This window comes from Armatimonadota bacterium (assembly GCA_022563855.1).
Lineage (GTDB): Bacteria > Armatimonadota > Fimbriimonadia > Fimbriimonadales > Fimbriimonadaceae > JADFMN01.
In genome coordinates, this window is the sequence record JADFMN010000008.1 from 1 (window position 1) to 24,341 (window position 24,341).

Consider the following 24,341-nt stretch of genomic DNA (forward strand, 5'->3'; position numbering starts at 1 on the left):
GGGGCGCCGCGCGGCGGGCGTCGCTCTTGCGATACGACATATCTGACCCATATGACATATGTGATGAGCGAGCCGTTTGAGACTGCGTGGCCGTCATCGCGCCCCTTCAGGGCGCATCGACCGTGTATTCCTCACCCAGGGCTACGCCCCGGGCTTTCGCAGCTCGACCCTTCGGGCCTGGGGAACTTGGTCTGTTCGGGTACGCGTATCGACCCTTGACCCTAAATCCTCCAATCGACATGAGGTCGCCCCTCCCACGGCCAACAGCCAACTGCCAACGGCAAACTGCAAACTAACCTGGTCGGGATGACAGGATTTGAACCTGCGACCTCCTCGTCCCGAACGAGGCGCTCTACCAAGCTGAGCCACATCCCGACTGGATTCGAGATTCTACCTTCGCGCGTGGCCAGGCCCAACTCACAGGACGGGCCTGCGGACTTCTGTCAGAATCAAGCCAGTGCACATCCAGCCGTACTTTCCCGAGCCGATAGAGGTCTCGGAGAACATAGCGTCGAGGTCTTACAAGGAGACCCTTCGCTTCACACGAACTGTGATCGCCGGGCACGCCGCGTCCGTCGCTGCCGTCATCGCCGGGTATTTCTGGCTGCCTGGGTTTCTCGATCTGAGTGCGTCGGCGGCCGCGTTCGCATTCGGGCTGCTGGCGCTGACGCTGCTTCGCCGGTTCACGAACGGCGGATGGCTGGACAACGTCGGCTCGTTGGTTTTGCTGATTCCGACGCTCGGCGCGCTGTCGCTCGTCGCTCAATCCGTGTCTGCGGCAGGAACTCCGGTATTTGTGCTGGCAATTGGCTACCTGTACCTAGTCCTGTACGCCTGCCTCTGCGGCAGGGACTTCAGCTTCGTCGGCCAGTACGTGCTGGCTCTCGGCGCAACGATCTTGACGGTGGTCGTGCTGGCCGCGATGGGACGTATTGGTTGGCTGACGGTCCTGAACGGCTCGGTGCTGGCGGCTGGCTTCAACTTCTACTTCGTCTACGACCTCGCGGCCATGATGCGCAGGAGAAGGGCCGGCGAGCAGTCAGCGGCGGTGGCCGATCTGTACCGCGACCAGTTCAATTTCATCACGTATACGGTGCGGATCGTGCTGCACTGGCGCAAGTTCAGGTTCATTTAGAGCTCATGATCCGCGTGACGTGCTTCATTCGTCCACACCGTCTGGAAGAGGTTCGGACGGCGCTCAGCAGGCTCGAAATCAGCGGTCTGAGCGTCAGCGACGTTCGCGGTTCGGGAAACTCCGAGGAGCGGCCAGTCCGGTTTGCCGGCAGCGAGATGACGATCGCTCTGCCTATCCGCAGCAGGTTGGAGGTCGTTGCAAAAGACGAGCTGCTTGAGCCGCTTATCGAGGCGATAGTTGCCGGAGCCCGAACAGGCGAGCCCGGCGACGGCAAAATCTTCGTTGAGCCGGTCGAGGACTCGATTCGGATTCGAACCGAGGAGCGCGGCAGCGATACGGTGTGACCATCCCAGCTGAAAAGCGTCATAATGCTAGGTGAGGTTTGAACTCTATGTTTGGTCGTTTCGTTGGACTCTTTCTCGCATCTCTCGTCGTCTCCGCACCGGCGGCGGGGCAGATCGTCATCACTCTGGACACGCAGCCTGGAGCATCGCTGTTCGGTGAGCATCGTTTCACGGCGCTGGTGCAGTCGCAGTCGCTCGTGACACAGGTCGAGTTTTACGTAAACGGCGACCTCGTGGCGACAGATGAAAGCACGCCGTACGAGTTCGTGATGGATACGCTCATGTATGACGAGGGTGAGGTCATGCTCACGATCTCCGCGTACAACCGCGACGGAGAGTCTGCGAAGCTAGACGTCAAGCTCACGATCGACAACGCCCTGGGCAAAGGGATCGAGTACCACATCGATAGAGCCAACGAGGCGGTAGTCAACCAGAATTGGGACGAGGCGATTCAAATCTGCCGCATCGCGCTCAAGATCGACTCGTCGAACAACGACGCCAGAATGGCGATCGCGCGCGCATATTTTGGCAAGGGCGTTTACGACATGGCACAGAAGTTCGCTGAGGACATTCTCGCGGACGATCCGGGCAACACGCCGGCTAAGTCGCTGCTCTCCGGCATCGGACTGCGGCAGGCGTTCAGCGCAGTCGAGTCGGGCATGGATCGCGATCAAGCACTGGATACGCTCGCCTCGGCGATGAAGATGGCGACCGAGGCGCGGATGGAAGTGCTCGAAGCACAAATCGAAACCGCTGCTCAGGCTGCGGCTGGCAAGGACGGCGGGCCGGAGTGGTTCGCCTACGTCGACACGCTCATCTCAACAGGTCGTTACTCGACCGCGATCGGAGAGCTTAGTTCGCCGATGCTGAAGAATCCAGACGACAACGCCATCGCAAATCGGATCATTTATGCGCAGATCAGGGCGGGCAGGACCCAGGCCGCGCTGCGATCGCTTAGAGAGCATGAGCGCGAAGGGTATCCCGACGCTTACGGGTACTCGCTCAAAGCGATCCTCATGGAACATCTGGGTGAGGATCAGGCGGCGCTCGACGCTGAGCGCGAGGCGATTCTTGAGGACGCGGGCAGCCTCGGCGTGAGGACGACGCAAGCCTATCTGGCTTTGAGGCGAGGCCGTGGCGGGGCGCTGCAGCAGATCACTCGCTCACTCGCGACATCCGAAGGGCAAAGCCCGATCACAAACTACTACTTGGCGGCGATGTACTACAGGCAGAACCAGTTCCAACTCAGCGAGAAAGCGTTTCAAGCCGCTCTACTCGCCGATCCCGCGATGTACGACATGTACATCGAGCGCGCAAACCAAGCGCTCTCGTTCCTCGTCGCCAACGCTCTGACTGGCAAGGAGAAGGCGTATCAGCTTCGCTTTGCCGAAGCGTTCACCCAGGCGGCGCTCATCGCGAGGCCAGAGTCGTTTGAGGCGTTGACCGCACAGGCGCTGATTTACCTGTACAGGGACGAGCTCGACGACGCGCTCCGCTTCGCGCAGGCGGCCGTCCAAGCCGGTCCCGAATACGGTGCGGCGCATAACACCCTGGCACTCGCGCTCTCCCTTACCGGTCAATCGTTCGAAGGCGTGGCACAGATGGAGAAAGCGGGTGCCGCCGATCCGGCGTACCTCGCTGGCGCGACGGTGCCGACGTTGAACCGCGCATGGGACTATTTCTTCAGGCACGGGCGCACGCCGCTCATCGTGCCTCCGAGCTCCGGCTCGTAGCGTCTTTCGCGTGTGGTAGTCGGGACAGGTATCCTGACTGCCCGCGTCGGGGCGTGGCTCAGCTTGGTAGAGCGCTACACTGGGGGTGTAGAGGCCGCGAGTTCAAATCTCGCCGCCCCGACCAGTTTCCTTTTGGCTCGGGAGTTCGGATTGGTTCGGACTGGTTCGGATTTATTCGGTTTGTTCGGGTTTGTTCGGATTCGCCTCTTGACCCTAGACCCTAGACCGTGATCCCTCGCACTTCAAAAGACGAACGGCGCGATAGCCCGTGAGTTACAGGCGCGGCTCGCGGGGACGCTCGCCCTCCCTTCTGACAGTCCCAAGTACAGGGTTCTGACGAGTATTGCTCAGAAGAGTCGCTGTCCGGCTGGCCAGTCGAGGCCGAGGTGCGCTGCGACGGTGGCGCCGATGGCGGTCATGCCGTCTGTGTCGCCGAGGTTCTTGGGTTCGATGCCTTCGCCAACCAGCGCTACCGGGACGTACTCGCGTGAGTGGTCGGTCGAAGCGTCGGTTGGGTCGTTGCCGTGGTCGGCGGTCAGGATGAGGAGGTCGCCATCGGTTAGCAGCGAGATGATCTTGCCGAGCGTGACGTCGAACTCCTCGAGGCATCGCGCAAACCCGTCAGGGTCGTTGCGGTGGCCGTACAGCATGTCGAAGTCCTCGAAGTTGGCGAAGATAAACCGCGCGTCGGAGTCGAGCGCCTGCCACAGCGCCGTTTCGTGCTCCCTGTTGTTCTGCGTGCGCGGGACATCGCGGAAGCCGCGGCCACCGAACAGATCCGGCACAACGCCGAGGCCGTAGACGTCCCCGATCTCATCGACTAGGTTTGGCGGCGGCGGAAGGGGGAAGTCCTTTCTGTTCCCCGTTCGCGTGAATCCGTCATCAACAGAGCCGACGAACGGGCGGGCGATGATACGCTGAAGATTGTACGGTTCTTTACACAGTTTCCTGGCAATCCTGCACATTTCATACAGCCGGTCAATGGGGATAACTGATTCGTGGCACGCGATCTGGAACACGCTGTCTGCGCTCGTGTAGACGATCGGCTGGCCAGTCCGAGCGTGCTTCGCGCCGAGATCTTGGATGATCACAGTGCCGCTCGCGGGATAGTTGCCGAGCGTCTTTTTGCCGATCTTTTCTTCAAACTCCCGGATCAGTTCTTGCGGAAAGCCGGAAGGGTAGGTCGGGAACGGCGTCTCGGTGACGACCCCCATCATCTCCCAGTGCCCGGTGACCGAGTCCTTCCCTTGACTGAGTTCGCGGAGCCTTCCGTACCGCCCCGACGGGGCGTCGCCTATCCCGCACGCGGCGAGAAACCCAACCCTCTCTAGGTTTGGCGCATGGAAACCGCCGACGTGCTCCCAAACGTGCAGAACAGTCGACGGGCTATCGTGGTCGCCGAACTCGGCTGCGTCGGGAGCGGCCCCCGCCCCACAGCCGTCCAGAACGATTACGATAGCCCGTCGAGCGGGAATCTGGCTCACGCCATTGATTATTCCAGAGGTGGATCGATGCTCGCTGGCGGCTCAAGAGGCTCCGGCGGTCGGACCCGATCCCGCGGGCCTGCATCTCGCTGGCCGCGCATTCCCATCGGCAGGTTGCCCAGAGCGACGACGTCAAGGTCGGACTTGCTCAGTTTGTAGATCCGGTTGCCCTGCAGGATGTACAGGTTTTGGCCATCCTGAAGCATCACGGCCTGTCCGCCTCCGCCCATCATCTGCGGCGGCATCCCGCGCTGTTGGCCGCGCTGGAGCTGGTTCTGGCCAGCTCGGTCTGAAACCTGGCCTTGCGCATTGGCTACGCCCATCGTGATCGCCACTGACAGCGCAGCTATGCCTGCGATGCTGAGGATCGTTCCTCGTAAATTGCTCTTCATCATTAAATCTCCGTAGTGGGCGGTGCGCCCTGCCAAGGAAGACGCCAGTTCCTTCGTTTGGTTCACTCTGTGATTGAGTACAGTGGGCCATGCGGCTGACGCTGCTCGGTACCGGCACTCCGAACGCTGAACCTGACCGAATGGGTTCCGCGCTCGCGATATCGAATGGCGATGATCTCGTTCTCATCGACGCAGGTCCAGGTGTGGTGAGACGGGCTTTGCAGGCCGGGTTCGCCGCTCAGCAGCTTGATACAGTGTTTTTGACGCACCTGCACTCCGACCACACTGCGGGGCTTGCAGACCTGTGGCTGACGCCGCCCGTGCTGGGTCGCACTGGCGAGCTTCGCCTGTTCGGCCCTCCAGGTGTTGCGGCGTTGGGTGACGGGTTGTGGACCGCGTATCAGGCCGACCTCCGTGAGCGGAGCGACGGTTTGGAGCCTACGGCCGTCGCTGGGTTTGGCATGGACTCCACTGAAATGGAGCCGGGAGATTCTGCCCAGATCGGCGAAATCGAGGTGACCTGCTTCGCTTCCGCGCACGGCAGCTGGCCAGCTTACGGGTACCGAGTTGAGACGGCGGCGGGCACCGTTGTTGTCTCAGGCGATACAGCTCCGTATGACGGGATCGAGGAGAACTACGCGGGTGCAGCTATCTTGGTTCACGAGGTGTACTCCTCTGCTGGCCTGAAATCGCGTCCGGCTGATTGGAGAACGTACCACGAAGCCGTCCACACGTCGGCATCGGAACTTGGCGAGATCGCTGCGCAAGTGCGCCCTCGGTTGCTCGTGCTGACCCATCAGCTGATGTGGGGTGTCAGCGAGGGAGACTTGGTCGACGAAATCGAGCGATGGTACGACGGCCCGATCGTTTTCGGCGAAGACTTGGACTCGTTTGAAGTCGGCGAGCTAGTCGAAGAGGGCTGAGTCCCCGAACCCCTTCTTCGGCACTTTGATCCCAAGGTGCTCGTACGCGGACTTGGTCGCTGTGCGACCGCGCGGAGTGCGGGCGATGAAGCCTTGTTGCAGCAGGAACGGCTCGTAGACGTCCTCGATCGTCTGGGCGTCCTCGCCGGTCGAAGCCGCCAGCGTATCAAGCCCGACCGGACCGCCGGAGTACTTCTCGATGATCACGCGCAGCAGCGTGCGGTCAACTCGGTCCAACCCAAAACCGTCTACCTCAAGAGCCGAAAGAGCCTTGTCGGCGATCTGCACTCCGATCGTTTCCAGCCCATCGACCTGCGCGAAATCTCGAACGCGCCGGAGCAAGCGGTTGGCGATGCGCGGAGTTCCGCGCGCTCGCCGCGCGATCTCTTCTCCACCCGGCCCATCAACCGAAAACTTAAGCAGCGACGATGAGCGCTTGACTATTTCGAGCAGCTCGTGCGGTTCGTAGAAACCGAAGTTGAAAACGATGCCGAACCGTGCCCGCAACGGTCCAGTGAGCAGCCCCTGCCGTGTAGTCGCGCCGATCACCGTGAGAGGCGGAACGTCCAAGCGGATCGATCGCGCCGCAGGCCCCTTGCCGATCATGATGTCGACCTTCCGGTCTTCCATCGCAGGGTACAGAATCTCCTCGACCGGGCGGGAGAGCCGATGAATCTCGTCGATGAACAGCACCGCGCCGGGTTCGAGGTTCGTGAGAATGCCGACCAGATCGCCCGGGCGTTCGACCGCAGGCCCACTGGTAACGTGGAGTTCGGCGCCCATCTCGATGGCGACGATGTGCGCGAGCGTTGTTTTGCCGAGTCCGGGCGGCCCATACAACAGCATGTGATCGATCGGCTCGGAGCGCTGCTGCGCTGCGGTCAAGAACACGTTCAGGTTGGACTTCATCTTCTCTTGCCCGATGAACTCGGCAAGCGTCCTCGGTCGGAGACTGACCTCGGCGACGACGTCCTCCTGCTTGCGGCGCGGGTCGAGCTCTTCGACTCGGCTCATCGCTGAAGGCTCCTGAGAGCGGCTCTCAGCTGCCCTTCCACGTCTTCGGCGTCGCGCCGAGCGTCCGATGCGGCGTACTCTGCCTCTTGGCGTCGGTAACCGAGCGCGACCAGTGCGTCGACAACCTCATCCTCCTGCGAGCCGCCCATTGCTACGACCGCCTTCTGCATGACGACGAACTCCTGAATCTTGTCCTTCAGGTCGACGTTGATCCGCTCGGCGAGCCGTGGGCCGACCCCCGATGCCCGCACGAGCATCTTCGCGTCCTGCGACACCACAGCGTTGGCAAGGCCGTGCTCGCCAAGCTCGCTCAGAAGGGACAGCCCCAGCTTAGGCCCGCACCCCCTAACGTCGGTCACGAGGTCGAAAAGCGCCCGTTGGTCCGGGTTCTGAAAGCCGTACAGGTACTGGCCGTCATCGCGGAACACCTGGCGAATGTACAGGGTCGCAGGAGCGCCGATCGTCGAGTTCATCAGCAACACGGGCTGCGGCGCGAACACCTCGTACCCGACGCCTCCAGCTTCGATGACGACCCGATCGCCGCTCACTTCGATAACCTCACCACGGAGCCGCGCGATCATGCTGAACAGGTTACCTTATGTCTACTTGTTTGAACTGAGCCACCGCCGCTGCCGCCCGACGGATCAGGAACGATCTCGCGGGTTTCAACGTCGAATTCGAGCCGCACCTCGTAGGCGCGTGGCCATGGGAGATAAACGTTGACGTCCTTGAGACCGACGATCTCAAACTGGCGGCTTCCGACGAAGAAGCGCGTGCCCAAAAGCTGCTGGCTGAACTGCTCGAGCAGCCTCTCGCGCATGCCGGCGGAGACGTATTCGTTCAGCTTGTCGAAGTCGTCGCCGTACGCCTCTGCCTTTGTCGCCCCAGGCATCTCCTTGACCATCCGATACGCCTCGGGACGCACAAAGTTGTGGTACTCGAAGTCGTTGACCAGACGGTGGAGGACGAACTTCCGCATGCCGACCTCGCGGATGAGCGGATCGACCTGCTCCTTGCGAGCGAGCAGATACACGTTTGCTGCAGGAATCGCGGTGCCCATCGTGTTTCCGGCGGTGTTCCAGCCCGCGTAGGCGAGGAGGCGCGTCGCTCTTCCCTCCTCGGTCACGACGTTGAAGAGCGCGGGATCGCCGGTGCCGGTCTTGCCAAGGTTGATGTCGGCTACCGCGACCGGAAACCCCTGATCCATCTCACTCTTGAGCGAATCGAGGAACACCTGCAGCCGCAAGTCGTCGGAGTCCGGCGTGTTGACGTAGAGCGAGTAGTCGAACGGATCGCTGGCCTCGACCGGAGTCGCGCCGGAGACGACTAGCTGGCCGCGCAGGCTCGCAACGATCGACTCGCTCTCATAGGCGGCGATGCGCCCGGTGGCGTCGTCGTCCGCGAACACGATCCGCACCCTCGGCGACCAGCCCGAGTGCTGAAGCAGCGCCCTGCTGACCAGGATGTTCGAGTGCTGGTCGATCCCCTCGGCGAAGTACACGCGGTGCTCGATTTTCAGGTTGCGGGACATCTGCTTCAGCCGTTTGGTCTCTCGGACGTGCGGCCCTTGGGCCTGGGCGTCGTCCTGCCCGAAGATCAGGTAGTCGAACACGCCGAACGCCGTCATGCGCACCAGCTCCTCTTGAACCTTGTGGTTCCTCGCGCGGACTTTCTCGTACCGAGCTATCTCGCCCCTCGGTATTCGTCTTCGCAGGTTGGCGAGCGTGCGCCTGCGAGCCGAGGTCTTCGAGGTGCGGTACTTCTCCGTCTCGACGGAGTATCGCGCCATGTCGAGCATCCAGTCGGTCGTCTCGTTCGTCGCGGTCGGCGCTAGCCTCATGACGGCGGAGAACGCGTAGAACTTGGTGTGCGGGGCGGTCTTTCTGAGCTTCCAGAACAGCCGCAGGCGCTTGATCGCCAGCCTGTAGCTGCTGCGATCGGTGCGGCTCGCGATCAAGCCGCCGTAGGCCAGCATATCGGCGCTGATGATCACCGCTTCGTACTGCGAGATGTCCTCGCGGCCCATCCACGCGATGATCTCCTCCGGCCAGCCCGGCTGTTTGAACTTGCCGAGGATGCTCTTGGGCGGCAGCACGATCTCGACGCCCGCCATCTCGCCGATCATCTGGGCGAACTGCGTGGTCGCTGGCCGGTCGTCGATAGGCACAAGCAGGACGCGCTCCGGTAGGTTCTGAGCGAACCCCGAAACGGATATCAAGACCAAGGCGAAGAGAGAAAGCCACCGTGTCAGCGGCATATGCTTAACGATACCTCTGCGCACTCAAGACGAGCACCGTAGCCTGTTCGACTTTGTCGCGCTGCTAGGGCAATTCGATAACGCCCATCAGTACCGTCTCGTGAGTCGGCACGGCTACTGGCAAGGTGACCGGCGGGGGCGGAGAGACTGGCCAAAGCACGTTTATGGCTCCGCCTAAAATGGGCACGTGACGCGCTACGTCAACCAGGTTTTCTGGTTCCGCTCCGTTCGCGGCGCGCATTGACTCCAATCGCTTCGTTAGCCCGACAGACGATAAAAACACGCCTGCGGCAACAAGGCTGACGACGAATACACGCTTCCAAATCGTTCGTTGGCCGACCGGGCAGTCGCCCGTCATCACTGTGCCGTCTGCACGCCGCCGAAGGCGCATGCACGGCATCGTCCGGCTAGACTGTATGAGTTCGCTCACCTCTAGCCGCGTCATGCCCGCGACGTTGTAGACGCTCTTCTTGCACTGGCCGCAAAATCTGGCGCGCTCGTCGCCTTCCATCTCCGACCAGCGGGCGGTACACGGCTTTGCGATCTTCAGCGTGTTGACGTCGAACAGTTCTTGAGCCATTTCCGGTTGCCTGTCTTTAGGTGTTCAGTCGTTGGCAAATGGTTCATCGGGCCGTGCGAACGCTGACGAACCGGCACGGAAAGTCCCCTCTCCCTAAGCCTAGGGAGAGGGCTAGGGTGAGGGTTTACGAGCGACGCGATCTCTGCTGCCCCCTCCTAGCCTCCCCCGGCCACGACGGTTTTGTTCGAGCGTGATCCCCGTGGGCCTGGGGAGGAATTGGTTGGCGGCTATGATGGCCCGTCCGGAAGCGAGGACATCAGCAACAGCCGCTCCATCGCCGCACGCGTGTGGACCTCCGGCTCGCCGAACCGAAGGGCATTGACCTGTCGCGCCATGTTGCTGTTGACCGCTGAGACTGCGGCGCCTACTAGGCCGATGAGAACCGGGGCGGTCAGCCTTTTCGTCATCTCGGTCGCCGTAGCCGTCGCAGAGACCAAACCGTACGGCGTCTGTGCTTCGAGCTTGACCGCGACCTCGACCAGCAGGCCGGAGTCACCCTCAGTCGAGCTGCCCGAGACTTCATAGACGTTTGGCCCCGACCGAATGAAGACGACGCGCGGGCCGGTGCTCTTGAACGCGATCTCTCGCTCAATATCTGGCCGGACGGACTCCCAGTCGAACGCCCTGGATGGATTGAACGACCATGTGAACCGACCGACCGAGATGACGCGATTCCAGTTCTTGCCGGGGTCGTCCTCGATGATCTTTGTCGGCTTCGTCGAAAATCCGGCCAGCATGAGCGGAAGCCGCTCGCGCAGGCAAAGAACTACTGCGCGCGTTCGCGGGTTGTCGTCTTCGCCCTTCATCACGAGCACGACCCCCCGCTTGGCGAACACCGCGAGGTGCCAAGCCTCGCGCCGCACGTTGTGGTACCAGAGCACGGGCCTTTCCCCGAATTGCTCTTCCAGCGTTTCGATCTTAGGGCCAGCGATTTCGTATCTGAAAAGCACTGCCTGCGCGATGGCGTCCGCGCCACGTCCATCGAGCAGGACGTCGATCAACAGGTCGGGGTCGTCGGTCCGGATCTTGAGCGCCTCCGGCCAGATCGCACCCTTGCCAGCCGGGAGCATCCGCTTGACGTCGGCGTCCCGCGTGACACCGAGAGTGACCCCCGCCCAGGTCGCGCCATCGAACGTCGCGGGCTCGGGAACCTGCGCCGAGGCAAGCCCGCAGGAGAACAAGATGAGCAAGACCGCTACGCCCCTGTTCATGCTGGCTACATTGTAGCGGAGAGCGAACGCTACGGTCGCAAGATCGGGCTGACGAACATTTGTCCATCCACGATTACCCTCAGCCGGAACGGTTGGGCACCCAGCTCCAACGACATTGAACTCTTTTCGAATAGTCGCGGATTCTCCTCAAGCCGGCTTGATCCGGACGACCCGGCGCCGAATCGAGGACGAACCCCTGTCCAGTAGCTCCAGCGGGTCTTGTCGTAGAGGTTGTCGGCCACGTATTCGCCAACACCCTTGTCCCATACCTTCTGCTTGAACTCTCTTCCCTCCGAAAGTTTGTCGATCAAGGGCTGCCTACCCTCAAACGTCTTTGCGTATCCCAAGAGCTTATGGTCACCTTCGGATTCTTCGACCAGCAACGTCAGCGACGGAACGGACGGTCTTCTAGTGCTCGCTGGGACGACACGAGTCAATCGAATCTCAATGATCGACTCGCTCTCTCGAACTACCTGAATCTCGACGCCTGAATCGCGAATCGGGTCCGGAATCCAGCGAAACACCTTGTACAGCGGCCTGCCACGTTCCAGCATGCGACCGTTCGCCGGCCGGAAGGCCTGGCGCTCGACATCCCACTTCACTTTGACAGCGCGCATGTCAGCGACGAGCTCTGGCAGCCGAGCGCTGGCTTTTCCTGACACGACGTCAATATCCATCCCGGCAGGAGGCTCAAATACGGAAGACAAGAGGTCGATCAACTGCACTCCAAGCAACGCGATCGCGCGATCTTCACCCTTCGCGAGAACGGCTCCTGCCAGTTCCCCGATTTCGCTTAGGTCGTCATCAGGTCGAAACCGGCTTTGACGAAATCTGTTGGCCTTGAGCAAGCTGTCATAGTGAGAGACTGCGTTGTAACCGTTCCCGCGAAACATTCCACCCGCCATCAGGAAAGGCACGCCGCCCGCTACTATCCACTTCTGACGCAATCCTTCGGGAGCAGCGGCTTCCTGTATCCCATCTGGAAGAAACAGCATCTCTATCAACAGTGGTATCCCATCGCCATACCGATAGGAAGCTTCTCGCGAATACTCCTGTAGCGCTATCCGGGCGCCATCTTCGCCAAGCTCTATCAATGCGTTTGCAGCGCGAAGACGGTCCAGGCCGGCGTTCAACTGCCGGAACGGATTGCTGTAGAATCCGTAGAGCCACATCGACTGCATCGCCTGGATAAGAGCCGCCTCATCTTCCAAATTTCTTTTCGCGACCCCCTCCGTGAACGAGTCAACGGCGTTTTTCTCGAATACGACTCTCCCATAAGTGCCAAGCATATGCTTGCCGGTCGATCCGTACTTCCAAACAGTCGCAGTGGGATACATGCCCCAATTCCACTCGTCCTCTTCCAGCACGTCATCCGGCGGGCCGAGGATCGAACGCACCTGTCGCATCGTCAGCCCCTTTTCGATCTGGTCGAACTTCTTCGTGAACTCGACGCGGTCGCGCACGATAGGCGGGTGCGTCTCGGGGTACACCGTCCCGATCCAGACCTCATCCTGTTGCTGCGCAACGAGTACGAACAACGCTCCTATTAGCATCTCTTGTCTCCTTCGCCTGTTATTATACGACGATCTTCGCCGGCATGGGCGGATTGAGGGTCAAGGGTCGATCCCGAACAAATCCGAACGCCCCCGCCCGCGACAACGCGCTTGCGTTCCGCCGCCGTATTTCTATTCGGAAAGGACTTTTACTGTTCGCACCCCCTCCCTAGCCCTCCCCCAAGGGAGAGGGAACTGCGGGGCCACGTTCCGGGGGCCAGGGTCGAGGGATCGTTGGCAGTTGGCAGTTGGCAGTTGGCAGTTGGCAGTTATCCGAACCCCCGAACCTCCGAGCTAACCAGTCACGCGATACTGCACGGCTTCGCTCAGGTGGTCTTTGCGCACCTGCTCGTCGCCAGCTAGATCGGCGATCGTGCGGGCGACTTTCAGCATTCGGTCGAAAACTCGGGCCGAGAGCGCCATCTTTGCCGACACGAGCTTCATGAACTCCATGCACTCGTCGTCCATGGCGATGATCTCGCGGGTCTCGGAGGGCGTCATTTTGGCGTTGATGCGCTGGCCGCCGAGGCGCTTGTACTGCCGCTGCCGAGCCGCAGAAACCCGCTCGCGGATCACCTCGCTCGCTTCGCCGGTCGGCTTGTCAGTCAGCTCTTCGGGCTTCAAGCGCGGGACAGAAATGTGCAGGTCGATCCGGTCGAGCAGCGGCCCGCTGATCTTGCCCGCGTACCGCTCGCAGGCTGCAGCGCCGACGCACTTCTCCTCCGGGTACCCCTTGTAGCCGCACGGGCAAGGGTTCATCGCGCCGATGAGGATGGTGTCTGCCGGGAAGGTCATGGAAGCCTCGACTCGCGCGACCGTGATGACGCCGTCCTCCAGCGGTTGGCGCAGCGCCTCCAAAACTTCGCGGTTGAACTCCGGCATCTCGTCCAGGAACAGAACGCCGTTGTGTGCGAGGCTAATCTGACCCGGCTTCGGGTGTTTGCCTCCGCCTACGATCGCGGCGTAGCTGGAGGTGTGGTGCGGCGACTGGAACGGCCTTTCCCAAATCAAGCCCTCGCGCCCGCTCTTCTCGCCGGCAGCGGAGTAGATGCGCGTGACCTCGATGCTCTCGTCCAGCTCCAGCAGCGGGAGGATCGTCGGCAGACGCCGCGCGAGCATCGTCTTGCCGCTGCCCGGCGGGCCGACCATCAAGACGTTGTGGCCGCCCGCAGCAGCGATTTCCAGAACGCGAATCCCGTGCTTCTGCCCTTTCACGTCCGCGTAGTCGACGTCGTACTCCGGTCGCTTTATAGAAGCTGCCAGCGCGTGCTCGAACGGCTTGAAATCGGTCGAACCGTTCAACAGCTCGACGACGTCCAGCAGGCTCTTCATGCCGAACACTTCGACGCCGTCGGAGATCGCCGCCTCCGCCGCGTTCTTCTGTGGAACGATCAGTCGGCTGACGCCCATATTGCGACACATCAGCGACACATTAACAGAGCCGTCCACATGTCGCAACGCTCCGTCGAGCCCCAACTCGCCCATGAAGACGGTGTCGTCGAAGCTGCCCGAAGGGATCTGACCACTCGCCGCAAGCACGGCGACCGCGATCGGCAGGTCGAGCGCAGGCCCTTCCTTCCGGATGTCACCGGGGGCGAGGTTGCAGACTACGCGGTTCGAGGGGAACACCAGTTCGCTGTTGCGGATCGCCGTGTATACGCGCTCTGCGCTCTCTTGGACGGCCTTGTCCGGCAGTCCGACCAAGACGAACTTGACCGGGTAGCCCTGGATGTCGACTTCGACGTCTACCGGCAGGGCGTCGATCCCGGAGAGCGTTGCCGCGCGGGCCTGAGCGATCATAGTTGGGCCCAACCCTTCTGCGGTGAATGCGAGGTGTGCCGCCTCATGCGGCCCTAGGATACCAATCTAGCTCGAATCGGCGTCCTTGCGGATCAAGGTCATCCTAAGGATCATCGGCATCCGCTCGTCGTCACCTGGCACGATCAGGTGTTTGGCGTCCAGTTCGTAGCTGATGATCCAGCCGGTTTCAGCGTCCACCTTGACGAGGCCGCGCGCCGTGATCGGGGGCAGAACGCCGAGTTCCGAGTAGCCGACGAAGATCTCAGCGACGCCTTCGATGACGCTCTCCAGCCTGTAGCTCCAGACCGCGCCAGGCAGACCGTTCGGATCGTCGTCGGGCCACTCAAACGTCCACGTCCCGCCTATCTCGATCGACTCCGCGTCGAACTGAATGTCTGACAGCCTCTCGATCCTTGCCCTGAGAAGGCCGTCGGATCCGGTCAAGGTACGGTCGTATACGTCTCCGCGAGGACTGCGCCGCTCCTCGGTCCAATTCACAGCTTTTGGGTCTTTCTGAGGGAACGACTCACCGTCTACGATCGTCTCGGTCAGCAAGCGGCCAACTCGAATCTTGGCCATACCGGTCGGGTCGATTTCGGCAACTTCGTAAGTCAGGTCGGTGACGAACTCGAGCATCTCGGTCGCGTCCTCCGAGACGTACCTCAGCCGCTGCTCGTACTTGTGCGTCGCCCCAACCACGAACTCAATTCGCAAGGTGTGCTGGATGGCGGCGAGGGCTATGACGGTGGCGATCACGGCGCAACCTCGACGGGCTCTTCGCCCACGCGCTGAAAGCCCCGACTGCGCGCAAGCTCCTCCTTTCCCGAGCTGCTGTTGTACTTCGCCCGCTGGCGCACCAGGTCGGCCCGTCTCTCTTCAATCTCTCGCATCGAATCCACAGTCTCTCGCTCTTTGACCCGCTCTTCCGCAAACGCCGCCCACGGCTCGCGACTCAGATAGAAGCCTACTGCGGAAGCAACGAGAACCATGAGCACTCCGAATCCGAACTTGCGCAGGTTTTCGCTTTTGCCATCCATGGCTGCCTCTATCTGCCTATTGTATCAAACGTTCCTGACCAAAATCAGGTTCGTGTGCCCCGGTGCGCCGACTGGCACCCCAGCTGTCACGACGATTTTGTCCTTGACCTTGAGCAATCCTAGGTCCAAAAGGGCCTCGATCGCCCGTTCGATAGACTCATCCGTGCCTGTCGGGAGTTCGACCAAAACCGCTTCTACGCCCCACACCATCGCCATTTGACGCTGAGTGCGCACGTTCCACGTGACGCACCAGATCGGTACCGCTGGGCGGTATCGACTGACCAGCACGGGTGTCATGCCGCTGCTGGAGGTCGTCACGATCGCTTGAACGCTCAGCGACGCCGCGATATGCACGGCGGCGTTGGCGACGGAGTCCGTATCCTTGTTCGCCATGCTTTCGGAGCCGCGCGACATCAGACGAGCGTGGTCTAGCAGCGACTCTCCGCGCGTTGCGATTTCGCCCATCGTCTTAGTCGCTTCGATCGCGTGCTCGCCCGTAGCCGTCTCGGCGCTCAGCATCACGGCGTCCGTTCCGTCCAGGATCGCGTTGGCAACGTCGCTCGCCTCGGCCCTTGTCGGGCGCGGGGAGTGCATCATGCTTTCGAGCATTTGAGTGGCAGTGATCACCGGCACTCCGCACGCGTTGCACATTCTGATGATCTTCTTCTGCGCGACCGGCACCTCTTCAAGCTCCATCTGGAGGCCCAAGTCTCCGCGAGCGACCATGACGACGTCCGCGATCTTGAGGATTTCGTCCAGGTCGTCGAGCGCCTCTTTGGTCTCGATTTTCGCGACCAGCCGCACCGTGGTGTCGCGCTTGTCTACGAGCAGTCGCAGGTCGCGCAAGTCGGAGGCCCGCCGGACATAGCTCAACGCTATGAAGTCAGCATCGACGTTGAGCGCTGATTCGACGTCCTTCCGGTCTTGCTCTGTCAGCGCCGGAGTGTCGAACACCTTGCCGACGACCGTGAGACCCTGCCTCGAGCGGACCGTGCCGTCGCACTGCGCCGTACAGTTGAAATGCTCGCCATCGCGGTCGTCGATCTGTATCTGGACCTCGCCATCGCCGAGCAAGAGACTGTCCCCAGGCTCCATCGCCTCCCACACGTCGTCGCGCTCAATCTGAAGCGTAGATTCCTCCGACCTTCCAATCGTGAGCAGTTCGCCGGCGTGAACCTCCAACGAGCCGTTCGGCATTGGCCCGATTCGGAACTTCGGCCCCTGCAGATCGACCATTATGGCGATGGGGGCCAACGTCGGCTCGCACTCTCGAATCCAAGTCGCCCATCGCCCCTTGGTGTCCCAGTCGCCGTGGCTGCAGTTGAAGCGGGCGACGTTCATGCCTGCCTCAATCAGAGATGCGACGCCCTGCCGCGAGTTCACGGCAGGGCCTAGAGTGCAGACGATCTTGGTGCGGCGGTTCATGGCGAAGATTCCGTTCTTCTGTACTTGCGGACGGATTCGCCGCCCGTCTCGGCGCGGCTACTCTTCCATCCAGTGTACGGTCGTGTCGCCGTTCATGCACTGGATGATGTTGAGCTGGCCGTCGTGGTAGTCCATATGCATGCAGCACGCCTCTGCCATGTACTGCTTGGTGACGGTCTGTCCCCAAGGCGCCTTGACCTCGTTCTGGTAGTCGTCGTCGGACGCGGCCACGATCGCCGTTTCGAGCGCTGCTGTGCCGCTGATCAGTTTCTCAGTCGCTTTTTCGCGCGTGTCGATAGAAGCCATCACCTCGCCAATCGCTTGTTCGGTCATTTCGGGCATATCTTCGCCAGAAATGATCTTGGCGCAGGCATGGTTGAACAAGCCGACCTCGGCGGTGATGGCGAGCGGCGAGCGCGCTTCTCCGCCGGGGCAGGAGGCGAACTGCTCGTCGGTGAAGTGCTTGATGTCCTTCCTGTATCGGTCCAGCGAGCCTTGCAGGCGCGTCTTGGTCAGTTCTCTGAAACTCGTGGTAGTACCGGTGCTCATATTTCTCTCCAGAGTGGAAACTCCCTGTCTTTTACCCCCTGAGCGCCTGCCACCGTCAGGCCCGACAGGGTCTGTCGGCGCGACCCAAGGAGCGCGGACTCTCCAGTCCGCATCCCGGCCTTTGGACTCTCAGTCCAAACACGACCAAGCCCCCACCTAACCTCCCCCGGCCACGAAAGTGCGAGACAGACGTTGGCTGGTAGGCCTGGGGAGGGATTCGGAGCGGGTCGAAGGCGTGCCGCGGTCAGGCCCGAGTCTCTAGTCCCGAGTCCCGAGTCTTGAGTTCCGAGCTAATCCGTACCAATCCGAACGAACCCGAACTAATCCGAACCGACCTCGCCCCACAGCTTTTCAGCCTCGCCGACCATCGCTTCGATCGCCTGGAAACCGCCGACCCAGAAGTCGCGGCTGTGCAGGTCGACGCCGAGGATCGACATCAGCTCGGGCGGAGTCTTCGAGCCGCCGAGCCGCAGGACTTGCTCGTACTTGGCGGCGAACTCCGGCCCTTCCTTTTTCGCCATCTGATAGATCGAGAGGGTCAGCAGTTCGCCGAAAGAGTACGCATAGACGTAGAACGGCGCGAAGAAGAAGTGGCCGACGTACAGCCACCAGCACTCGTGCTGGCCGCCGAGCTTCACGGCGCTGCCGAACATCGACTGCATCTCGTCCTGCCAGATCTCGCGGAACTGCTCGCTGCTCAGCTCGCCTTCCTCGCGGCGCAACGTATGGCACCGTTGCTCGAACCGGAACATCGCCGCCTGCCTGTGTACGCTCGCAAAGACCCCCTCGATCTTCTCGGCGTAGAGCGCGAGCTTGTCTTTCGTACTCGCACCCTTGATGATGTTCTCGAAAACGAGCATCTCGCCGAAGATAGAAGCCAGTTCGGCCAACGGCAGAGTGCCGTGATAGTTGAACTCCGTCTGGTCGCGGCTGAACGAAGCGTGGACCCCGTGCCCCAACTCGTGCGCGAGCGTCATCACGTCGCCGAGCTTCCCGAGATACGTCATCAGGATGACCGGGTGAAGGTCGGCGGTGATGTAGCTGCAGAACGCGCCGCCCGTCTTGCCGTCGCGCGGCTCCGCTTCGATCCAACTGTTGTCGAAGAACTCCTTGCCTCTCTCTGCCATCGGTGCGCTGAACTCGCCGAACGAGTCGAGCACGATCTTCCTTGCCGCGTCCCAGGCGACCTTCTCTTTGGTTTCGAATAAGGGCGCGTACCGGTCGACGTGCGTCAACTCCTTTAGGCCGAGGATCTCGCGCTTGACGTTGTAATACCGCTCGACGAGGTCCGACCGTTCGCGGCACAGTTGCATGACGAGGTCGACCGTCTCCTTGTCGAGTTCGTTCGCCATGTGGCGCGAGTGCTCGGCGTACTCGTGCTTGCGCAAGCGGTCGCCGACTTTCTTGTCCGCGAGCAGAGTGTTATAGGTGTAGACGATGACCTTCTCGATGCTGTGCATCCCTTCAGTCAGAGCGTCCGCCGCCGCCTGCCGCACGTCTCTGTCGCCCTCTCGCAACAGGTTGCCGATCTCCTCAATGCTCAAATCCCTGCTCTCTTTTGTCACAGGGTCAAGATAAGGGCACTTTAGGTTCGCGGTCAGCTCGTCGTGCAGCCGCACCCAGGCACGACAGCCGGTGTTCGCCGTCTCTTCGAGGATCACCTCCTCCGGCTCGCTCAGCATATGTGGCGTGTAGGTTCGGGCAACGTTCACAAAATGGACGTAGTTCGCCATCGCATCGTCCGCCAGACACCCGTCGATGTACGCCTGGTCCGCTTTCTGAAGCTCGAGTTCGAAGAAAATCAGCTTGATCTGAAGCTCCGAGCCCTTCTCCATCTGCGACTGCATGAAAGCGCCGAACGCCGGGTCGCTGGTATCTGCGGCGAACAGCAGGTGCCCGAAAGTGATCGGCTTGCTGACGTCCTGCGAGATCGTCTCAAGCTCTTTGATCGCGCCGGCAAGCTCGGTGGCGGACATCTCACCGCTTGCGACCTTGCCTCGGTACTTCGACGCAAACTCGTCAGCGCGGGAGTTCAGGTCAGACCAAGCCCCTTCGATCCGAGGATCGTCAACCCCGCTGAAAAGATCGCTTAAGTCCCAGCAGACGCCTTTCGCCGCGACGTCTCCGACCGTGGTAGCCATGCTCCGTATTATGCTTCTCGCGACCGGCGGACGCGGCGACCGGTCCTACTGTTCTCGACAAGAAACGTATCGACCGCCCAGATGCCCGCCCCGAGAAAGATCAACATGAGCGAAAGCGCGAGCAGCGCTGTCGGATAGCCGACAGCCGCTACAGCGTCTTCGCTTGTCGTCATGACCAGAGTCTCAGTTGCGCGAATTCCCTTGACGGCGGCGATCGTCATCAACGTGCCGACGAAGATTCCAGCGATGCGCGTCATAAAACCGACTAGCAAAAGAACTCCCGCCGCGAGTTGGCCGTAGAACGCGACGTACCCGATCGACGAATGGACGTCAAAGTTCTCGGAGAACTTTGTGGCGGCAGATGCGATCCCAGGCCCATCCATCAGACCGAATACGTTGTGCAACCCGTAGTAGAGCATGAGCGAGCCGAGAACCAGCCGCGCGATAAAGAGCGCGATCCCCTGGGCTCTCAGTTCACCTGTCATTGCTTGCTCCGTCCATCGCCGTTCGCGCCGTGCTCCTGCTCCCTGTGCTCTATCTCTGCTCTGTACGGCTCGTAATGTAAAGTGACGAACGCGCCTCCTAGTTTGACGCTCAGTTCGTCCTCGATCTGCTCTGCAATTTCGTGCGCGTCGACAAAACTGAGGTCATCGTCCAGTAGCGTGTGCAGCGTGACCACGCGGTTGTTGCCGACCTCGCGAGTCTGCACGTTGTGGAAACCGAGCACTCGCGGGTGGGCTGCGAGGACCTCCTCGATCTTCCTCAACTCGCCGGGCGGCAGCGAACCGTCCATCAGCGGGTGGATGACCCGGCGCAACTGCCGCACCGCGAAAAACCCACCGATGAAGGTGAAACCGATCGCGATGAGAGCGTCGAGGGGCTGCCAATCGAAGATCGAATACGCGATGAGTCCAGCGAAAATCCCGGCAGACGCCAAGGTGTCGGCTCGAAGGTGCTCGATCTCCCCAGCCAGCACCGGCGAGTTGGCCTTTTTCAGCACCCGACGCAGATACAGCATCACTGCGGTGTTGGCTAACGCCGCGTACCCGAGCGCGTACAGGCCCCAGCCTACGTCGATGTCCCTGGGCTCGTTCAGCCTGATCGCAGCCTGCCAAATGATGATGCCGGCGGTGACGATGACCAGAATCATCTGAAACGCGCTTGTGAGAAGCTCGGCCTTGCCGTGCCCGTACGGGTGGTCCCGGTCGGGCGGCGCAGCCGCGATCCGCAACGCCCAGAGCGCCAGCAACGACATGAACACGTCCAGCAGAGACTGCAAGCCCTCTGCCAGTACGCTGATCGACCCGCTCACCGCCGCAGCGACTAGCTTGAAAACGACGACGACTATCGTCGAACCGAGCGCAATCGCAACAGCCCGACGGGCGATCCTTGAGCCGTTGTCGTGATCCACGGTTATTTGTATTTTGACACCGCTGCGGACGCGGGTATCGTTGCAATGCGACTATGGTCAGAGAGCTGAGCGTTCAGGATCTCGGCATCATCGACACTTGCGAGGTGTCGTTTGAGGCTGGCCTGACGGTCTTGACCGGTGAGACGGGGGCCGGGAAGTCGCTACTCGTCGACGCACTGGACCTCGCGATGGGCGGCAGAGCGGACGCGTCGCTGGTTCGAGCGGGCGCAGATCGAGCGATCGTCAACCTCTCTATCGACCTGAGCGGCAACGATCGAGGGCGTTCCGCATGCGAGGCGCACGGAGTCGAACTAGACCAAGGGACGCTGATTATCCACCGCGAGGTGAGCGCCGCCGGTCGCTCAACCGTGCGGCTGAACGGACGACTGGCGACGATCGGCGCTCTTCGCAGCATTGGTGCAACGCTCGTCGACCTGCACGGGCAGCACGCCCACCAGGCCTTGCTTGACGTTGACCGTCAGATCGAATTCCTGGACGATTGGATCGGAGAGACCGCAGCCGAGGTTCGACGCACAGTCAGCGAAGGTTTTTCGTGCCTGCAAGAATTGCGCCGACAGCTCGAAACGGTGCGCACAGGCCAGCGCGACGCCGCACAGCGCATCGATATGCTCAAGTTCCAGATCGAGGAGATCGAGTCCTTGCGTCCTGTCGTTGGCGAGATGGAGCTGCTGGAAGCGCAGCTCAACCGACTGCAGCACTCCGAGGCTCTTTCGCAGTCGACGAACGAGGCGCTTCAGAGCTTGTTCGAGGGCGAGCGATCTGCGCAAGAGTTGCTGAGCGAGAACATTCGCCGTCTTGAAGCCAGCGCACAGCTCGATCCGGAGGTCGAGCCGATTCTCGTGCCGATCAGGAACTCTCTGTTCTCGCTTGAGGAAGCCGCTACGGACCTGCGCAAATACGTTGCGGCGCTCGACATGGATTCCGGCGGCTTGGAGGCTGCGGCAGGGAGAATCGACGCGCTGAGGACGCTGCGGCGAAAGTACGGCGACAGCGAAGAGGGAGTTCTGCAGCATCTTGCCGATGCGGAGGCAGAGTTGGGAGGCCTTGTCAACGCCGACGCATCGGAAGAGGCGCTTGTTCAGCGCGTGCGAGAAGCAGAAGGCGCTCTCAGTAAATCAGCCGCGAAGCTCTCGAAGATTCGCTCGGAAAAGGCGTCCGAATTTGGCAGGCTCGTGACAGACGGCGCGCGCGAGCTGGCAATGCCGAACGCCGAGTTCGAAGTTCGGATGTCCGAAAAGGAAGTGGACGCAACCGGGGCGGACGCTGTCGAGTTCTTCTTTACGGCCAGCCTCGGAGAAGAGCGGCGCCCGCTAGCCAAGATAGCGAGCGGCGGCGAGATTTCGCGGCTGATGCTGGCCGTCAAGGTAGCGTCGGCGGGCCGGGCCGGCGTGCCGACGCTGATTTTCGACGAGCTCGACACGGGGCTCTCCGGCAGGGCTGCTGCGCTAACGGCCAAGAAACTGAAACAGCTCTCATCCGATTGCCAGGTTATCGTGATCAGCCACCTGCCGCAGATCGCTGGTCTTGCCGACGACCACTTCTTGCTGACAAAGGATGAATCTGACCAGCGCGCCGTCGCAACGCTGACGCGGCTGGGCGACGATGGCCGCGTCCGCGAGGTCGCGCGCCTGCTCGCGGGAGAGGAGGTCGGCGAAAAGGCACTGGCAAATGCGCGTGAGTTCCTCGGATAGGCCCAATCACGAAATGAGATTTGAACTTCTGGCCGCGAGACGACACAGATTGAGAACTAGAGGCTCCCGAGCATGAACATCACAGCACTGCTACTTGCAACCACCATTTCTACCCCCAACCCGGACGTCGTTGAATCCAAGATCGTCGGCGCGTCGCTGTTCAAGAACGGCTACGCCGTGATCACGCGCGAGACGCCGCTGCCCATAGCCGGTGAAGTACTCATCGCGCAGCCGAGCGGCGCGACCCTGGGCACGCTGTGGGTGACCGCGTCATCCGGCATCAAGATCCAATCGGTCGTCTCGACGAAGATCGTAACCGACGGACAGGCCGACCTGAGTTCGCTGGATGAACTCCTGACTGCGAACGTCGGGCGGACGCTGCTGCTCGAAATGGGCAGCGGCGAGCTCAATCGCACGCTCACCGGGACGATTCTCTCGGCCAACGGCTCGTTGCTGGTCTTGCAGCTCGCAGACGGCTCTCGCATCGGCGTACACAAGAACACCGTCCGAAGAATAACGTCGCGCGATGGCGAGCTTGTCTTCCAAAAGTCGACCAAGACCAGCAAGAACGCCCTCCGCATCCGTGCCACGGGAGCCGGAAGTTTGTACACGATCTCTTTGGAACGCGGGCTCACTTGGGCGCCGGGGTACCACGTCGATATCACCGACGAGAAGAAGCTCAAGATAACTTCGAAGGCGACGATCTTGAACGACACGCAAGACCTCGACGACGTGGACGTGCGCCTGATCACCGGCTTCCCGCACGTGCGGTTCATCAACATTCTCGACCCGCTGTCGAGCGGCAATTCGATCGATCAGTTTCTAAATGCAATGATGTCGATGGGCCTTCGCGCCCCCGGAAGCGGCGGCGCTCTGACGCAGAACGCGGTGTTTGCAGGCGCCCGGATGGCAGAACAGCGAGCGGATGCTGGCGGCTTCCAGCCGTTCGACGTCGGTCAGCTCGAAGGAATGCAACTGGAAGACCTGTTCTTCTACACGCAAGAAGGCGTTTCGCTGAAACGCGGCGAGCGCGGATACTACGTGCTGTTCCAAGAGGAAGCGGAGTACGAGCACGTGTACACGCTCGACCTGCCGGAGACCGGCTGGTGGCAGAACGCGAACGTCAACGTGTCGGCGCCGATCGCGCAGAAGTTCGACGTCTGGCACACGCTGGAGTTTGAGAACCCGACCAGCTTCCCGCTGACGACGGCCGCGGCCACGACGTTCAAGAACGGCGAGATCATCGGCCAGGACATGCTCAGCTACGTCGCCCCGAAGGGCAAGGCGCACCTCAAGATCACCAAGGCCCTCGACATCCAGACCGACCTCGACGAGCAGGAGGTCGACCGCGAGATAGCCGCGATCAAAAGGACGAGCTACACGCGCGCGCACGACTTGGTCAGCGCGAAGGGCACGATCGAGGTCGTCAACTACAAGTCGGAGACGGTGACGGTCAAAGTGACCAAGTGGCTCGTCGGCGAGGTCAGCATGGCCGACCGCGACGGCACGACGATCAAGAACAGGGCCGGGCTGCGAAGCTTGAACCCGAACTCGGAGATCAGGTGGACGCTGGAGCTGAAACCTGGCGAAAGGGTCGAGCTCAAGTACGAGTTCAAGGTCTACGTGCCGACGCCTTAGCG

At 61.4% G+C, this 24,341-nt stretch carries 22 protein-coding genes and 2 tRNA genes; 7 read left to right on the forward strand and 17 right to left on the reverse strand.

Going from position 1 to position 24,341, the window contains the following annotated elements:
• Positions 1–298 precede the first annotated feature (298 nt).
• Positions 299–375 (reverse strand) — tRNA-Pro (locus tag IH944_10330).
• Between the two features lie 82 nt (positions 376–457).
• On the opposite strand from IH944_10330, the gene IH944_10335 reads away from it, so the two are divergent.
• The 4 genes from IH944_10335 (at position 458) to IH944_10350 (ending at position 3,336) form a co-directional block, all read left to right on the forward strand.
• Positions 458–1,135 (forward strand): hypothetical protein, encoded by a 678-nt coding sequence (locus IH944_10335; GenBank protein MCH7904949.1) that lies wholly within the window; start codon positions 458–460, stop codon positions 1,133–1,135.
• 5 nt (positions 1,136–1,140) lie between these two features.
• Positions 1,141–1,479, forward strand: coding sequence for a P-II family nitrogen regulator (locus tag IH944_10340; GenBank protein ID MCH7904950.1), 339 nt, complete (start codon positions 1,141–1,143; stop codon positions 1,477–1,479).
• 47 nt (positions 1,480–1,526) lie between these two features.
• Positions 1,527–3,212 carry a hypothetical protein gene (locus IH944_10345; GenBank protein ID MCH7904951.1) on the forward strand — a complete coding sequence of 562 codons (1,686 nt, stop codon included), beginning with the start codon at positions 1,527–1,529 and terminating at the stop codon, positions 3,210–3,212.
• A gap of 47 nt (positions 3,213–3,259) precedes the next feature.
• A tRNA-Pro gene (locus tag IH944_10350) sits at positions 3,260–3,336 on the forward strand.
• Positions 3,337–3,559: 223 nt separating this feature from the next.
• Here IH944_10350 and IH944_10355 read toward each other — a convergent pair.
• Together IH944_10355 and IH944_10360 are read right to left on the reverse strand one after the other, a co-directional pair.
• Positions 3,560–4,687, reverse strand: a complete 1,128-nt coding sequence (locus IH944_10355) for a phosphopentomutase (GenBank protein MCH7904952.1) — start codon at positions 4,685–4,687, stop codon at positions 3,560–3,562.
• A gap of 17 nt (positions 4,688–4,704) precedes the next feature.
• On the reverse strand, positions 4,705–5,154 hold the full coding sequence (locus tag IH944_10360; protein MCH7904953.1) for a hypothetical protein: 450 nt from the start codon (positions 5,152–5,154) through the stop codon (positions 4,705–4,707).
• A 23-nt stretch (positions 5,155–5,177) separates the two neighbouring features.
• Between IH944_10360 and IH944_10365 the strand changes: the two genes are divergently transcribed.
• Positions 5,178–6,011 carry an MBL fold metallo-hydrolase gene (locus IH944_10365; protein MCH7904954.1) on the forward strand — a complete coding sequence of 278 codons (834 nt, stop codon included), beginning with the start codon at positions 5,178–5,180 and terminating at the stop codon, positions 6,009–6,011.
• Here IH944_10365 and ruvB read toward each other — a convergent pair.
• The 14 genes from ruvB to IH944_10435 all read right to left on the reverse strand — a co-directional run bounded on the left by ruvB (position 5,994) and on the right by IH944_10435 (position 20,989).
• The gene (gene ruvB, locus IH944_10370) at positions 5,994–7,025 is read right to left on the reverse strand and encodes a Holliday junction branch migration DNA helicase RuvB (protein ID MCH7904955.1); all 1,032 of its coding nucleotides are present in this window, start codon (positions 7,023–7,025) and stop codon (positions 5,994–5,996) included. The two genes, IH944_10365 and ruvB, sit on opposite strands and share 18 nt — an antisense overlap.
• Entirely contained in the window at positions 7,022–7,606 is a 585-nt protein-coding gene (gene ruvA, locus IH944_10375; GenBank protein MCH7904956.1) for a Holliday junction branch migration protein RuvA, read from the reverse strand. The genes ruvB and ruvA overlap by 4 nt, the downstream gene beginning before the upstream one ends.
• Positions 7,603–9,282 carry a DUF4127 family protein gene (locus IH944_10380; GenBank protein ID MCH7904957.1) on the reverse strand — a complete coding sequence of 560 codons (1,680 nt, stop codon included), beginning with the start codon at positions 9,280–9,282 and terminating at the stop codon, positions 7,603–7,605. The genes ruvA and IH944_10380 overlap by 4 nt, the downstream gene beginning before the upstream one ends.
• A 64-nt stretch (positions 9,283–9,346) precedes the next feature.
• Complete coding sequence (locus tag IH944_10385; protein ID MCH7904958.1) at positions 9,347–9,862, reverse strand: hypothetical protein; 516 nt, start codon at positions 9,860–9,862, stop codon at positions 9,347–9,349.
• Between the two features lie 227 nt (positions 9,863–10,089).
• Positions 10,090–11,073 carry a hypothetical protein gene (locus IH944_10390; GenBank protein ID MCH7904959.1) on the reverse strand — a complete coding sequence of 328 codons (984 nt, stop codon included), beginning with the start codon at positions 11,071–11,073 and terminating at the stop codon, positions 10,090–10,092.
• A 29-nt stretch (positions 11,074–11,102) separates the two neighbouring features.
• Positions 11,103–12,626, reverse strand: a complete 1,524-nt coding sequence (locus tag IH944_10395; protein ID MCH7904960.1) for a hypothetical protein — start codon at positions 12,624–12,626, stop codon at positions 11,103–11,105.
• Positions 12,627–12,920: 294 nt separating this feature from the next.
• Positions 12,921–14,426, reverse strand: a complete 1,506-nt coding sequence (locus IH944_10400) for a YifB family Mg chelatase-like AAA ATPase (GenBank protein MCH7904961.1) — start codon at positions 14,424–14,426, stop codon at positions 12,921–12,923.
• A gap of 66 nt (positions 14,427–14,492) precedes the next feature.
• Entirely contained in the window at positions 14,493–15,182 is a 690-nt protein-coding gene (locus tag IH944_10405) for a hypothetical protein (protein MCH7904962.1), read from the reverse strand.
• Entirely contained in the window at positions 15,179–15,463 is a 285-nt protein-coding gene (locus tag IH944_10410) for a hypothetical protein (protein MCH7904963.1), read from the reverse strand. The genes IH944_10405 and IH944_10410 overlap by 4 nt, the downstream gene beginning before the upstream one ends.
• A 24-nt stretch (positions 15,464–15,487) precedes the next feature.
• Positions 15,488–16,888, reverse strand: a complete 1,401-nt coding sequence (gene pyk, locus IH944_10415) for a pyruvate kinase (protein ID MCH7904964.1) — start codon at positions 16,886–16,888, stop codon at positions 15,488–15,490.
• Between the two features lie 57 nt (positions 16,889–16,945).
• Positions 16,946–17,437 carry a hypothetical protein gene (locus tag IH944_10420; protein MCH7904965.1) on the reverse strand — a complete coding sequence of 164 codons (492 nt, stop codon included), beginning with the start codon at positions 17,435–17,437 and terminating at the stop codon, positions 16,946–16,948.
• Between the two features lie 320 nt (positions 17,438–17,757).
• On the reverse strand, positions 17,758–19,578 hold the full coding sequence (locus IH944_10425) for a M3 family oligoendopeptidase (protein ID MCH7904966.1): 1,821 nt from the start codon (positions 19,576–19,578) through the stop codon (positions 17,758–17,760).
• A gap of 8 nt (positions 19,579–19,586) precedes the next feature.
• Positions 19,587–20,063 (reverse strand): DoxX family protein, encoded by a 477-nt coding sequence (locus IH944_10430; protein MCH7904967.1) that lies wholly within the window; start codon positions 20,061–20,063, stop codon positions 19,587–19,589.
• Entirely contained in the window at positions 20,060–20,989 is a 930-nt protein-coding gene (locus IH944_10435) for a cation transporter (protein MCH7904968.1), read from the reverse strand. The genes IH944_10430 and IH944_10435 overlap by 4 nt, the downstream gene beginning before the upstream one ends.
• 53 nt (positions 20,990–21,042) lie before the next feature.
• On the opposite strand from IH944_10435, the gene recN reads away from it, so the two are divergent.
• Both recN and IH944_10445 read left to right on the forward strand, forming a co-directional pair.
• Positions 21,043–22,701 carry a DNA repair protein RecN gene (gene recN, locus IH944_10440; protein ID MCH7904969.1) on the forward strand — a complete coding sequence of 553 codons (1,659 nt, stop codon included), beginning with the start codon at positions 21,043–21,045 and terminating at the stop codon, positions 22,699–22,701.
• A 72-nt stretch (positions 22,702–22,773) separates the two neighbouring features.
• Positions 22,774–24,339: a hypothetical protein gene (locus tag IH944_10445; protein ID MCH7904970.1), complete on the forward strand. Its 1,566-nt coding sequence runs from the start codon at positions 22,774–22,776 to the stop codon at positions 24,337–24,339.
• The last annotated feature ends 2 nt before the right edge of the window (positions 24,340–24,341 follow it).